Raw genomic sequence first — 13,034 nt, forward strand, 5'->3', positions numbered from 1 at the left:
ATTTTCCTTCGCCATCGGCAAAGCATTCTGAATTGAAACCGTTGCGCGCTTCCGCCATCTGCCCAGCATGGCCGAACAACTACCTGCTACCGTTTTTCTCGTCGGCGCGGGTCCGGGTGATCCGGAACTGCTGACGTTACGCGCCGCGCGGTTGATCGCGCAGGCGGATGTCGTCGTGCACGACGGGTTGGTGTCGGCCGAGATATTGGCGATGGCCTCGCCTGAAGCCGAACTGATTTCCGTTGCCAAACAGCGCAGCCGTCACTCGATGCCACAGGAGGGCATCAACGCCCTGCTCGTGGAACTTGCGCTTGCCGGACGCAGCGTCGTGCGGTTGAAGGGGGGTGATCCGTTCGTCTTCGGACGCGGTGGTGAGGAGATGGAGGCATGCCGCAAGGCTGGCGTGCCGGTCGAAATCGTGCCTGGCATCAGCGCAGCGATCGGCTGTGCGGCGCAGGCGCAGCTACCCCTTACCCATCGCGATGCGGCAAGCGCTGTAACCTTCGTGGCGGGGCAATGCAAGGGGTTGACGGATCAGGACTGGTCAGGGCTCGCCGGTCATGGCCGCACGCTGGTTATCTATATGGGTGTGGCGACGGCGACTGACATCGCCGACAAGCTGATCGCCGATGGCGTATCGCCCGCCATTCCGGTCGCGGTTATGGAAAATGGCACGCGCGCGAACATGCGGACGCTCCGGACGCTGCTGGCGGACTTGGGCGACATGGTGGCGCGGGAACAGGTAAAAAGCCCGGCGCTGATTGTGGTTGGGGACGTTGCGGCTTACGCGCTGGCGCAGGATGTGCTGGCTGGCTTTGCTGCACAAATGAATAATGGGGCGGAGATGCATTCGTGAAGATTTTGACCGGGAATGACCTTGGCACCGGGGACGTGATCTGGTGGGCGGGCGATGGCTGGACCCGGCAGGTCAGCGAGTCGGTCGATGTGGGCGACCGGGGCGATGAACTGGCGCGGGCCGAGGAAGCGGCGCTACGCGTGGTCGCTCCTTATGTGATCGATGCAACCGTAACCGACGAAGGTGTGCGTCCCGCCCATATCAAGGATCGCATTCGCGCTCTGGGTCCGACCGTGCGTCCCGACCTCACGCTTAAACCGAACGACGCCGATGCCGGCAACTGGGTGATCTGACCATGTATCGTTATGACAGCTATGACCAGTCCATCGTGGATGCCCGCGTCGAAGAGTTTCGCGATCAGGTGCAGCGGCGGCTCGCCGGGCAACTGACCGAGGATCAGTTCAAGCCGTTGCGGCTGATGAACGGCCTCTATCTGCAACTTCACGCCTATATGCTGCGCGTCGCCATTCCCTATGGCACGCTGTCCGCCAAGCAGATGCGCAAGCTGGGCGAGATCGCGCGCAAATATGACAAGGGCTATGGCCACTTCACGACGCGCACGAACCTGCAATATAATTGGATCAAGCTGGCCGACGCGCCCGACATTCTCGCCGAATTGGCGACGGTCGAGATGCATGCGATACAGACGAGCGGCAATTGCATCCGCAATATCTCGTCCGACCAATATGCAGGCGTCGCCGCCGACGAGGTGACGGACCCCCGCCCATGGGCCGAGCTGCTGCGCCAATGGTCGACCTTCCATCCGGAGTTCACCTATCTGCCGCGCAAGTTCAAGATCGCGGTGATTGCGGCGGAGGAGGATCGCGCGGCGATGCGGCTGCATGATATCGGCCTCAAGCTGATATCGCGCGATGGGCAAATCGGTGCGGAAGTCTATGCCGGTGGCGGCATGGGGCGGACGCCGATGGTTGCGCCGCTTATCAATGAGTTCGTCACCGAAGATGAGATCGTGCCTTATCTGGAGTCATGCCTGCGCGTGTATAATCGCTATGGCCGCCGCGACAACAAGTACAAGGCGCGGATCAAGATCCTGGTCCATGAATTGGGCGTCGAGGAATATAAGCGGCAAGTTGAGGAAGAGTTCGCACATATGCGCACGCTCGGCCTCAATCCGCCGCGTGAAGAACTGGCGCGCATCCGGCCCTTCTTCGCCAACCCGGCTTATGAGCAGGGCTTGAGCGAAGATATCGATCGCAGCGACCCGGCCTTCGCCCTCTGGGTGGACCGGCAGGTCGCGGCACACAAGCAGCCGGGCTATGCGATCGTTAACATCAGCCTGAAGCCGCGCGGCGGCATTCCCGGCGATGCTTCGGCCGAGCAGATCGAGTTGGTGGCAGACCTGGCGGAACGCTATTCGCTGGACGAACTGCGCGTAACCCATGCGCAAAACCTTGTCCTGCCGCATGTGAAGAAGGCGGAACTTTACGCCATCTGGCAGAAGCTGGATGAGGCTGGACTGGCGGAGGCCAATCTGGACCTGATCGGCGACATCATCGCCTGCCCGGGCCTGGACTATTGCAGCCTTGCCAATGCGCGATCGATCCCGCTGGCGCAGAAGCTTTCGGAACGGTTCGCCGACGCAGGCCGCCAGAAGGAGCTGGGCGAGCTGAAGGTCAAGATTTCCGGCTGCATCAACGCCTGCGGTCACCATCATGCCGGCCATATCGGCGTGCTGGGCGTGGACCGGAAAGGCGTGGAGAATTTCCAGCTGTCGCTCGGCGGATCGGGTGCGCAGGATGCTGCCGTCGGTCAGATCACCGGCCCCGGCTTCTCCGAGGATGGCGTCGTGGATGCCATCGAGAAGGTGACGGACCTCTATCTCGCCGAGCGTCAGGAAGGGGAGCGCTTCCTCGACACCTATCGCCGTCTTGGCATGAAGCCCTTCAAGGAGGCGATCTATGGTTGAGTTCCTGACGTTCCGCGACGGTGAAGCCGCGCAGGAACCCGCCGTGACGGTCGAATCCTTCACGGGCCAGTCCAATTCGACCGCCGTCAGGATCGAGGCGGGCGAGGATGCGCGCGAATTGCTGCCTTATCTCGAACGGCTGTCACTGGTCGAGGTGAACTTCCCCGCTTATGGCGACGGACGCGGCTATTCGGCGGCGCGTATCCTGCGTGAGGCGGGGTATCAGGGCGAGTTGCGAGCGGTTGGCGACGTGCTGGTTGACCAGTTGGTCGCGATGCGCCGCTGCGGCTTTGACAGCTTCCGCCCGGACAAGGCGCTGGACGACGCCGCCGTCGAGCGCGCCCTTAATCGCTATGCCGACGTCTATCAAAAGACCGTCGATGGCCGCAGCCCGGTTTGGGCGAAGCGGCACCCGGAGAGTATATATGGCTGAACCTGCCCGCCAGCTTGACGTCATCGACGCCCGCCCTGCCTTCACGCAGGCTGATGCGGACGCGCTGAACGCGCGTTTTGACGGCGTGGATGCATTGACGATGCTCAAGACCGTCTTTGCCGAAGGTCTGGCCGGCAAGGTGGCGGTTGTGTCTTCCTTCGGCACGGAAAGCGCCGTGCTGCTGGATCTGGTGGCGAGGGCCGACAAGTCGGTCCCCGTGATCTTCGTCGATACGCTCAAGATGTTCGCGGAAACGCTGAACTATCGCGATACGCTGATCAGCCGCATGGGCTTTATCAACAGCCGGTCGGTCACGCCGGATGCGGACGTTCTGGCGAAGAAGGACGAAACGGGCCTCCGCTGGTCCTACGACCCTGACGGCTGCTGCGACATTCGCAAGGTCGAGCCGATGAACCGCGCCAAGCAGGGGCTGGATGCGTGGATTTCGGGGCGCAAGGCTTTCCAGTCAACCACGCGGCAGAACATGCCGCGGTTCGAGGTGGAAGACGGTCGCCTGAAGATCAATCCGCTGGGCGACTGGACGAAGGACGATCTGGAAGCCTATTTCGCCGAGCATGACCTGCCGCGCCATCCATTGGAAGCGCAGGGTTATCTGTCTGTCGGCTGCGAGCCATGCACGTCGAAGGTGCTGCCGGGTGAAGACCCGCGCGCAGGACGCTGGCGCGGTTGGGACAAGGTGGAATGCGGCATTCACTCGCCCGTGACGCCGATCCCCGCGCCCTCGGTTGATCCAGAGGACCCGGCCAACCAGCCTGTTTTCTGATGGCCTGAGCTGAATAGATCACGGCATCTCAGCGGAAGCTCGGATATCGTGAGGCGTGGTCGCGACCTTAAGCCAGAGATGCCAGCTTCCGCTGGCATGACGGGTGATGATCGACGTTTCAGCCAGATTTCTTTGGTGAGATCACGCCGTTCGCCGTCAGCTTAAGCGGCGCGATCCTGCCGTCGCGCAGATAGTGGACGTCGAAGATCACGCTCTGCCGAAATAGCGGCGTGGTGCCTTCCTGCGACTGATCGTTGCAGGCGAAAAACCAGCGGCCGCGCCATTTGAAGAAGGAGCCATGACGGTCGAAGTTCAGCCAATTTTTCGGTTTGAAACCGGGCGGTGGCGCATAACGGCCGCGCATGGAGCTGTCGTTGAGGAAGGACGGCTCCACATTTTCGGGCAGCAACAAGGGACCCTTGCATTGGAAAGGACCATAGGGCGAGGTGCCGATGCCGTAATAGGTGCCCCAGGATAGATAATAATATTTCCCGCGCCGATGCAGGAAAGGTTTGTCGTCGGTCTTACCCCGACCATAAGGCCCTTCAGGATCGGCGATCATGATCCGGCGCGGGGTTTCGGCAAGCGAGATCATGTCGTCGGAGAGGCGCGCGATATAAAAGTCATAGGTGCCGAAGACGATATAGCTGGTGCCGTCAGCCTCTTGTAATATGCCGGGGTCGCGCGTTTCGGTGGGAACCTGTCCCTTCGCGATCAGCGCCTTGCCCAATGGATCGCGCCAAGGCCCTGCGGGCGCGTGGCTGACGACCACGCCAATATTTTCAGGCCCCATGGAAAAATAGAGATAATATTTGCCATTGCGCCGGATAGCATCCGTGGCCCAGCAGTGGTTGCTTGGCTTGCCGAAATAGGTTTGTTCCGGGCGCAGCGTGCCTTCATGAGACCAGTTGACGAGATTGTCGCTTCGCCAGATCTGCCAATCCTTCATCGTGAAGGTGCGGCTCGTGGGGCTGGCGTCATGGGTGGCATAGAGCCAGGCGACGTCATCGAAAATCCGAATTTGCGGGTCGCAGACCCCCATCGGCAGGCGCAGCGGATTGCCCGTATATTGTAGCCGCGAGCCTCTACCAGCTTCGCGCGCCCAGGCTGGAGCAGCGGACCAAGCGCTTGCAAGAAGGGGCAAGGTAAGAGCGCGACGCCGGGAGATGATCACTGCTATGTCCTTGTATGCGATTGGCAGTTCATAGGATACTGCATAATCGAACGGTTCCGTTCAGTCGAGCGCCATGCGGTTACTCCTGGCATAAAGCCATCCACGCGACGAGCATCATGGCGCATGTGCAGGAATGGCGATACTGTGGGCAGCATCAGTCGTGGGAAAGGGGACCAGCGTGGCGATCGAACTTAAAATATTGGCTTGGAGCTGCGTACTCCTGTTGGTCCATATCTTCGCAGCGGGGCATTTCAAAACCAAGCAATATGGGCCGAAATGGAATATGGGCGCGCGCGATGAGACGCTGCCGCCGTTGGAACCCGTCGCCGGACGGCTGGTGCGCGCGCAGGCGAACTTCCTTGAGACTTATCCGATCGCCATCGTCGCGTTGCTCGGCGTGGTGCTAGCAGAGCGGACGAGCGACTTGACTGCAATCGGCGGATGGATGTGGCTCGGCGCGCGGATCGTCTATCTTCCGCTTTACGCCTTTGGCGTGCCGGTCATCCGGACGTTGGTCTATATGGTAGGATTGATCGGGCTGGTGCTGGTTTTGCAGGCGCTCATTGCAGGTTGAGCGCCCTCCCCCGGCCGTTCGAAGCAGGCCGGACCGGAGGACAGGTCACTCATAATCACCCATGTAGCCGCCGTCCGCGAGATCGGAGAAGCGGGTAATCTTCGCGTCAAATTTCATGCGAATGCGGCCAGTCGAGCCGTGACGCTGCTTGGCGACGATCAGTTCGGCGAGGCCGTAGATCCGCTCCATCTCCTGCGCCCATTCAAGATGCTCGCTGCTCTCCTTGTTCCCCGGTTCTTTCGCCGCGACATAATAATCCTCGCGGAAGACGAACCAGACCATGTCGGCGTCCTGCTCGATGGAGCCCGATTCACGCAGGTCGGACAGCTGCGGCCGCTTGTCCTCGCGCTGCTCGACGGCACGGCTGAGCTGGGAAAGCGCCAGAACCGGAACATTAAGTTCCTTCGCCAACGTCTTGAGACCACGGGAAATTTCCGAAATTTCCTGCACGCGGTTATCACTGCCCCGGCCGCTGCCTTGCAGCAGCTGAAGATAGTCGACGATGACGAGGCCGATGTCATGACGCCGCTTCAATCGGCGCGCGCGGGTGCGCAGCGCAGCGATCGTCAGGCCCGGTGTGTCGTCGATGAACAGGGGCAGTTCCTGTAGCTCCCGCGCGGCGCGGGACAGGTTCTGGAAGTCGGCGCGGCTGATCTTGCCCATGCGAAGCGCTTCGCCGCTAATGCCCGATTGTTCGGCCAGAACGCGTGTTGCGAGCTGATCGGCGGACATTTCCAGACTGAAGAAGGCGGTCTTCGCACCCATATTCTTTTCAGGCGGGATGCCGTCCGCATGGTCGCGCATCCAGCGGGACGCCGCATTATAAGCGATATTGGTGGCGAGCGAGGTCTTGCCCATGCCCGGGCGCCCGGCGAGGATCATAAGATCCGAATTGTGGAGGCCGCCGATCTTTTCGTTGAGGCTGGTGAGGCCGGTGGTGATGCCGGAAACGTGCCCGCCACTGTTCAGCGCACGCTCGGCGACCTGGACCGCCATGGTGGTGGCAGTCGCAAAGCTCTTGACCGATCCGGTTTCTCCCTCCCCTTCCGAGACTTTGTAGAGCGCGACTTCCGCCTGCTCTATCTGCTCGCGTGGGTTGACGTCTTCGCTCGTATCCAGCGCATTTTCAACGAGTTCCCGGCCAACATTCACAAGCTGACGAAGAAGAGCGAGGTCGTATATCTGGGTTGCGAAGTCACGCGCGCCGAGAAGCGCGGCGCCATTCCCCGTCAATTGCGCCAGATAGCCGATGCCGCCCAACTCCTTGAGCGCCGGGTCCTGTTCCAGCAGCGGCTTGAGCGTGACGGGGTTGGCCACCATGTCCCGCTCGACCAGCTTCATGACCGCTTCGTAGATGCGGCCATGCAGGGGCTCAAAGAAATGCTCGGCCTTGAGCTTGAGCTGGATGTCCTCGGCGATGCGGTTGTCGATCATCAGCGCGCCAAGCAACGCCGCCTCCGCCTCCACATTGCGGGGGAGTTCAGGCATGCCTGCTTCCATGACAGGGTTCATTTGCACCAATTCGACCATCCCCCCTCATCGCGCCAGCAGCCCGGCTGCGCAAGGGGCAAGCTACGACAGATCCTGCAAAGCTGTGGAGAACTCCCCCTTGCTTTTCAACGGCCGCGCAAGCAGGGACTAGGGGCCCATGACCGACCCGCGCATCATAGACATCACGCTTGACGAGCGCACGATCCTTTGGCGCAACGCGGATGTCGAGCAGGAGCGGCGGATCGCCATCTTCGACCTGCTTGAAGACAATTATTTCGCACCTCAGCGCGTCCACGGCGATGGCTATGGCGGGCCTTATCGAGTGCTGCTGCGCGTCGAGGACGGGCGGCTGGTGATCGAGATCAAACGGGAGGATGGCGAGCCGCTGGAGGCGATCATCCTGGGCTTGGGCCGGTTCCGACGACCGATCCGGGAATATTTCGCGATCTGCGACAGCTATTACCAGGCGATCAGCAACGCATCGCCCCAGCAAATCGAAACGGTGGACATGGCGCGCCGCGCCATTCACAATGACGCAGCGGAAATGCTGATCGAGCGGCTGGAGGGCAAGATCAAGGTCGATTTCGACACGGCACGACGCCTGTTCACGCTGATCTGCGTGCTGCACATCAAGGGGTAAGGGGACATTCGCCAGCATTCTTCAGGCCAGTTTCTGGTCCGCATCCTTGCGGGCGCGGCTGTCATCGCCCTGCTGGCGGGGGGCGCGTGGGTCTATGCCTGCCGCTGGGCGCCGGGGCGCGATGTCTATCCGGTTCAGGGCGTGGCGGTAACCGCCGACGGGGGCGCGATCGATTGGGGCACCTTGGCCGCCAATGGCGTTGATTTCGCTTATATCCGCGCGGCAAAGGGGAAGGACGGCCGCGATCCTGCCTTTGCACGGAACTGGTCTGCGGCGCGATCGTCGGGACTGCGTTATGGCGCGGTGCTGGATTTCAGCCTGTGCAGCCGGGCGGCAGGTCAGGCGACACGTTTCATCACGACCGTGCCACGCGACAATGCCGCCCTACCCCCGGTGATCCGGTTGGACTTCGATCCGAACTGCCTTGCACGGCCGGGACGGGACGCGGTGTTGTCGGAACTCAATACGCTGGTCAACCTGGTCGAGAGCAATGCCGGAAAGCCTGTCCTCCTCAACATCTCAAAGGCTTTCGAGGAGGAATATGACATCGCGTCGGGCATAAACCGGACGCTGTGGCTGGACGGCAATTTCTTCCCGCCAGACTATGCCACCCGGCGATGGGTGATGTGGACGGCGAATGACATGCGCCATATCGATGGCGTCGATGGTCCGGTGAGATGGGGCGTGGTAGCGCCATGAGCATGGAAGCGGATGTCGAAAGCTTGATCGAGGCCGCGCGCGCGGCGCGGGGCAATGCCTATGCGCCATATAGCGGCTTTGCCGTCGGTGCTGCGGTGCGGTTAGCTGGCGGTGAGATTATCGTCGGCGCGAATTTCGAGAATGCGAGCTTCGGGCTTTCGCTTTGCGCGGAAACGGTGGCTGTTGCGGCGGTGAACGCGCAGGGACGGCTGGCCGACATGGAAGCCATCGCTGTTGTGGGAGGCGATACCATAGCGGTGACGCCTTGCGGGCGGTGCCGTCAGATCCTCAATGAAGCAGAGCAGGTAGCCGGGCGGCCAATCGCGATTTATTGTGCCGCTGCCAATGGCGAGTCCTTTGCTCGCCACAACGTCACCGAACTTCTTCCTTTCTCATTCAGTCCCAACGACTTGGGACGTGTTCCTCCCAGCAAGAGCTAAGAAAAACCATGTCGATTTTGTCCGATAAGTGGATCCGCGAGCAGGCCATGTCCCATGGAATGATCGAGCCTTTCGTGGAAAATCAGCGCCGTGACGGCTGCATCAGCTATGGCCTCTCCTCTTATGGATATGACGCTCGGGTCGCGGACGAGTTCAAGATTTTCACCAATGTCGACAGCGCGGTCGTCGACCCGAAAGATTTCGCGGCGAACAGCTTTGTCGACCGCAAGACAGAATGCTGCATCATTCCGCCCAACAGCTTCGCGCTCGCCCGGACGGTCGAATATTTCCGGGTGCCGCGCGACGTCCTCGTGATCTGCCTTGGCAAATCCACCTATGCCCGTTGCGGCATCATCGTGAATGTGACGCCGCTTGAGCCCGGCTGGGAAGGCCATGTGACGCTGGAATTCTCCAACACCACGCCGCTGCCAGCGAAAATCTATGCCAATGAAGGGGCGTGCCAGTTCCTGTTCCTCAAGGGCAATGAACCGTGCGAGGTCAGCTATGCTGATCGCGCTGGCAAATATATGGGGCAGCAAGGCGTCACATTGCCTCGACTCTGAACGCTGTGCGAGGATGGAGCGGGATGTTTAGATTTTTCCGCTCCAGATCGCAGCCTGCGCCGTCGTTCGTGCCGGATATCGGTTCGGACCGGCGGGTCTATGCAATCGGTGACATTCACGGGCGGCTGGACCTTTTCGAGCAGTTGCTGCAACTGATCGAACAGGACGATGGGGCTCGCGCTCCCCTGCCCTGCCATCTCGTCCTGCTTGGCGATCTGATGGATCGCGGTCCGCAGTCCGCCGCAGTCATCGAGCGCGCTATGGCGCTCGCTGGTGCTTCGCGCAACGTCCACCTGATCAAGGGCAACCATGAGGAAGTGTTCGTTGGCGCCGCGCGCGGCAGTGCGCAGTTCGCGGCCTATTGCCGCCGTATCGGCGGTATAGCAACGCTGGAGAGCTATGGCCTGGAACCCGGCATCGGAGCAGCGATGACGGATGGCGATATGGCGTCATGGATGCTGCGCCACGTGCCGCGCGAGCATGTCGATTTCCTGGACGCCTTTGAAGATAGCCTGGTCATGCGCGATTACCTTTTCGTTCATGCCGGGATCAGGCCAGGACTGCCGCTGGAAGAACAGGAAGCAGCCGACCTGCGCTGGATCAGGGCGGAATTTCTGCATGACCGGCAGCCCCATCCCTACATGGTCGTTCATGGCCACAGCATCTCCACTGAGGTTGATGAGCAGGCAAATCGGATCGGCATAGACACGGGCGCCTGGAAGAGCGGCAAGCTGACAGCGATCGGTCTTCAAGGCACCGATCGCTGGCTGCTGCAAACCTGAACTGAAGCTACCGCCATCCGCTCGCCCGGGCGGCAGCTTCCTGCGCGGCGTCGGCAGGAGCGCCTTCCATCAAGGCATCGATCGTTGAGGTGACCCGTTCGTCTGTCGACGAAGCTTGACGATACTCTGTAGAGCGAGACCCGGCCGGGACCAACTGCTCAACTTGCCACCCACCCCCTTCCCGGCATGCGACGCCCGACATGATGCTGCCTTCGAAGCTGCGGCACCACCCGCCGCCTCGCCGTTTGAAGCTGAGACCGATGTGGATGGGCGCGTCTTGTTGAGCAGAGGCGAGCTGGGTTTCCAGCGCCGATGCAAGGTCGCCTTTCGCCATCATGACGCCATTGCTCAACCCTATCGGCCCAGTTGGACCATGGGACATGCGGCCTATCCCAAGGCCGAGCACAAGGCTTGCCGCGATTGCGCCGCCTATCCACAGTTTGCGCTGCCGGGGTGCTGATGAGTGGCCGATCGGGATGATCTTGCCGCTTTCTTCAAGCAGGGCCCGCATGCCCGGTGGAACCGGCTCCGCTTCGACCGGCGCATAATGGCCAGAGAGGCGTTCCCTTAGCTGACGATGCGCCGCTAGCCGCTGGGCGAGCGCCGGATCTTCCGCGATGGCGCGGTCGACACGGCGGCGGCTCACTTCGTCCAATTCTCCGTCAACCCAGGCGATCAGCATGGCTTCGTCGATGTCGGTCATGCCGCTTCTCCCAACAGTTCGATAAGGGCTCCGCGACCGCGGACCAGACGTGACGTCAATGTGCCCATCGGGACGCCTAATATTTCGGCCGCTTCCTTGTAGGACAGCCCCTCCACGAGAACGAGGGCAATGGCTTCCCGCTGTTCGTCGGGAAGCGCCTGCATGGCCCGATCGACATCGGAGAGGGTCATATGCGCTTCCACGTCATGGTCCCCCGCATAGCCGACATTCTGCCCGGCTTCTTCAGGCGCAAAGGTCCGCAAAGCACGTTGACGCGAACGGCCTTCATCGATCCAGAGATTGCGCATGATACGATACATCCAGCTGTCCAACCTTGTCCCCGGCTGCCATTGGTCGCGCGCCCTCAGCGCCCGTTCCAGCGCTGCCTGGCAGAGATCGTCCGCATCGGCGCGATCCCGCGAAAGGCTGACGGCGAAGCGGCGTAGCCGGGGAAGGATCGCCAACAGATCGCTCTCAAACGACATCCGTTCTCCATCTCATGTTCAGGGATGAAACGGCTGGCGTCGCGCGTTTCATCCCTGACGAGATGGATATAGCGGAAATTAATTCGCGATGGGTCATGATGAATGCGAAAGGACAGGGGGCTTTGCTCCCAGGTCCTGCGAGGGTGAAGAGATTGAGATGAAGATGCATCGTTCCTGGATCATTGTTGGATTGATGCTGACGGGCCCAGCTGCTCAGGCGCAATTGCTGCCGTCCCCCGGTGGCGCATTGGGTTCGATCGACAATGCCGTTCCCCAACTGCTTGATAATGCCGATCGCGCGTTAGATCGGGCCGGACTGGATCGGCTTCCCCCGGCCAGGCTTGCGGAGCGCCTGGTGGCAGAAAGGACAGCGCGGATTGCTGACCTGCTCCGGCGACATCGTGACAGCGTCGAACTGGACGACAGGCAGGAAGTGGCACGGCGTGGCGTCGTCCTGCTGATGGGGGCAAGTCCAACAAGCATCGAAGCGCTTCGTCGCGCGGGATATTCTGTAGCGAGCGATACTGTCGAAGGGATTGGCCTGCCGCTCGCACGGCTGACGATACCGGCTGGCCGGAGCCTAGCCAGCGCGCTGAAGCAGGTCCGGTCCATCGCGCCGGAAGCGGAGGCGAGCGCGGACAACCTCTATTTTCCTGGAGGTGCCGCACCAAAATTGAAAGGAGCGGCTCTGGCAGGCGGCTCCACTGTAACTTCGCCTGCCGCCGGCATCATTGACGGAGGCGTGGCCCGCCACGCGTCACTCCCTGGCGCGATCGAGCAGCGCGGCTTCGCACGGGGCGCCCCCCGGGCCAGTGCACATGGTACGGCCGTGGCATCCCTGATCAGCGGTTCGGGCGCCATCCGGGGGGCAGCGCCAGGCACGCCGCTTCTGGTGGCAGACGTCTATGGTGACGATCCCGCCGGCGGCAGCGCATTTGCGATCGTGCGCGCGCTGGGATGGATGGCTGCGCGTGGGGTGAAGGTGGTGACGGTAAGTTTGGTGGGTCCCAGCAACCCCTTATTGGCAGGCGCGATCCGTCTTGCGCGGGACAGGGGGGTCAGGATTGTAGCTGCTGTGGGCAATGACGGCCCGGCTGCCCCTCCCGCCTATCCGGCATCCTATCCCGACGTCGTGGCTGTAACGGGGGTCGATGGCCGGGGCCGATTGCTGCCGGAAGCGGGCCGCGCCCGGCACGTCGATTTCGCAGCGCCTGGCGCCGACATGTATGCGGCCCGTGCCGATGGCGGAAAAGGCCGGGTTAGAGGGACTTCTTTCGCGGCGCCCCTCGTTGCAGGACGGCTGGTGGCGAAAGGCAGTTTGAATGGGCTGATCGCCGAAGCGAAGGCGGGACCCAGCAAAGCATTCGGCCATGGCATCATCTGCGGCGAATGCAGAAATAATAATTGATTTTCAGTTACTTGTAGAATTTATCCCGGCACCCGGGATTAAGTCGCATCGCGATCGCGTTCTCCTGTCATCGGA

The 13,034-nt window shown here is 61.6% G+C and carries 16 protein-coding genes; 12 read left to right on the forward strand and 4 right to left on the reverse strand.

The genetic code is table 11. The annotated features are described in order from the left end of the window. Positions 1-67: 67 nt before the first annotated feature. From cobA to ACYU8T_RS06040, 5 genes are read left to right on the forward strand one after another with little or no spacing between them, the layout of a single operon-like run. On the forward strand, positions 68-856 hold the full coding sequence (gene cobA / locus ACYU8T_RS06020) for a uroporphyrinogen-III C-methyltransferase (RefSeq protein ID WP_461158825.1): 789 nt from the start codon (positions 68-70) through the stop codon (positions 854-856). Then, the gene (locus ACYU8T_RS06025) at positions 853-1,149 is read left to right on the forward strand and encodes a DUF2849 domain-containing protein (RefSeq protein WP_247231232.1); all 297 of its coding nucleotides are present in this window, start codon (positions 853-855) and stop codon (positions 1,147-1,149) included. The genes cobA and ACYU8T_RS06025 overlap by 4 nt, the downstream gene beginning before the upstream one ends. Positions 1,150-1,151: 2 nt before the next feature. Beyond that, on the forward strand, positions 1,152-2,783 hold the full coding sequence (locus ACYU8T_RS06030) for a nitrite/sulfite reductase (RefSeq protein WP_461158826.1): 1,632 nt from the start codon (positions 1,152-1,154) through the stop codon (positions 2,781-2,783). Continuing rightward, the gene (locus ACYU8T_RS06035) at positions 2,776-3,216 is read left to right on the forward strand and encodes a DUF934 domain-containing protein (protein ID WP_247231234.1); all 441 of its coding nucleotides are present in this window, start codon (positions 2,776-2,778) and stop codon (positions 3,214-3,216) included. Before ACYU8T_RS06030 ends, ACYU8T_RS06035 begins: the two co-directional genes overlap by 8 nt. After that, positions 3,209-4,000, forward strand: a complete 792-nt coding sequence (locus ACYU8T_RS06040) for a phosphoadenylyl-sulfate reductase (protein WP_201513761.1) — start codon at positions 3,209-3,211, stop codon at positions 3,998-4,000. The genes ACYU8T_RS06035 and ACYU8T_RS06040 overlap by 8 nt, the downstream gene beginning before the upstream one ends. Positions 4,001-4,118: 118 nt before the next feature. Here the strand turns inward: ACYU8T_RS06040 and ACYU8T_RS06045 are convergent, their stop codons facing one another. Further along, positions 4,119-5,174 carry a family 43 glycosylhydrolase gene (locus ACYU8T_RS06045; protein ID WP_461158827.1) on the reverse strand — a complete coding sequence of 352 codons (1,056 nt, stop codon included), beginning with the start codon at positions 5,172-5,174 and terminating at the stop codon, positions 4,119-4,121. 178 nt (positions 5,175-5,352) lie between these two features. Between ACYU8T_RS06045 and ACYU8T_RS06050 the strand changes: the two genes are divergently transcribed. Beyond that, on the forward strand, positions 5,353-5,748 hold the full coding sequence (locus ACYU8T_RS06050; protein WP_461158828.1) for an MAPEG family protein: 396 nt from the start codon (positions 5,353-5,355) through the stop codon (positions 5,746-5,748). A 45-nt stretch (positions 5,749-5,793) separates the two neighbouring features. Here ACYU8T_RS06050 and ACYU8T_RS06055 read toward each other — a convergent pair whose 3' ends face one another. Then, positions 5,794-7,278: a replicative DNA helicase gene (locus ACYU8T_RS06055; protein ID WP_461158829.1), complete on the reverse strand. Its 1,485-nt coding sequence runs from the start codon at positions 7,276-7,278 to the stop codon at positions 5,794-5,796. 118 nt (positions 7,279-7,396) lie between these two features. On the opposite strand from ACYU8T_RS06055, the gene ACYU8T_RS06060 reads away from it, so the two are divergent. The 5 genes from ACYU8T_RS06060 to ACYU8T_RS06080 are packed head-to-tail and all read left to right on the forward strand — an operon-like array spanning position 7,397 to position 10,363. Beyond that, on the forward strand, positions 7,397-7,879 hold the full coding sequence (locus ACYU8T_RS06060; RefSeq protein WP_247231237.1) for a UPF0262 family protein: 483 nt from the start codon (positions 7,397-7,399) through the stop codon (positions 7,877-7,879). Positions 7,880-7,921: 42 nt separating this feature from the next. Beyond that, the gene (locus ACYU8T_RS06065; protein ID WP_461159760.1) at positions 7,922-8,578 is read left to right on the forward strand and encodes a GH25 family lysozyme; all 657 of its coding nucleotides are present in this window, start codon (positions 7,922-7,924) and stop codon (positions 8,576-8,578) included. Continuing rightward, a complete protein-coding gene (locus tag ACYU8T_RS06070; protein ID WP_461158830.1) occupies positions 8,575-9,018 on the forward strand; it encodes a cytidine deaminase in 444 nt (147 codons plus the stop codon). Before ACYU8T_RS06065 ends, ACYU8T_RS06070 begins: the two co-directional genes overlap by 4 nt. Positions 9,019-9,026: 8 nt before the next feature. Beyond that, a complete protein-coding gene (gene dcd / locus ACYU8T_RS06075; RefSeq protein ID WP_097091455.1) occupies positions 9,027-9,581 on the forward strand; it encodes a dCTP deaminase in 555 nt (184 codons plus the stop codon). Between the two features lie 23 nt (positions 9,582-9,604). Beyond that, positions 9,605-10,363 carry a metallophosphoesterase family protein gene (locus ACYU8T_RS06080; RefSeq protein WP_201513757.1) on the forward strand — a complete coding sequence of 253 codons (759 nt, stop codon included), beginning with the start codon at positions 9,605-9,607 and terminating at the stop codon, positions 10,361-10,363. 7 nt (positions 10,364-10,370) lie between these two features. Here the strand turns inward: ACYU8T_RS06080 and ACYU8T_RS06085 are convergent, their stop codons facing one another. Together ACYU8T_RS06085 and ACYU8T_RS06090 are read right to left on the reverse strand one after the other, a co-directional pair. Next, a complete protein-coding gene (locus tag ACYU8T_RS06085; RefSeq protein ID WP_461158831.1) occupies positions 10,371-11,066 on the reverse strand; it encodes an anti-sigma factor family protein in 696 nt (231 codons plus the stop codon). Continuing rightward, positions 11,063-11,551 carry an RNA polymerase sigma factor gene (locus ACYU8T_RS06090; RefSeq protein WP_097091452.1) on the reverse strand — a complete coding sequence of 163 codons (489 nt, stop codon included), beginning with the start codon at positions 11,549-11,551 and terminating at the stop codon, positions 11,063-11,065. Before ACYU8T_RS06090 ends, ACYU8T_RS06085 begins: the two co-directional genes overlap by 4 nt. An 88-nt stretch (positions 11,552-11,639) precedes the next feature. On the opposite strand from ACYU8T_RS06090, the gene ACYU8T_RS06095 reads away from it, so the two are divergent. Beyond that, positions 11,640-12,959, forward strand: a complete 1,320-nt coding sequence (locus tag ACYU8T_RS06095; RefSeq protein ID WP_461158832.1) for a S8 family serine peptidase — start codon at positions 11,640-11,642, stop codon at positions 12,957-12,959. The last annotated feature ends 75 nt before the right edge of the window (positions 12,960-13,034 follow it).

The sequence above is a fragment of the Sphingobium sp. TomMM35A genome (assembly GCF_054771735.1).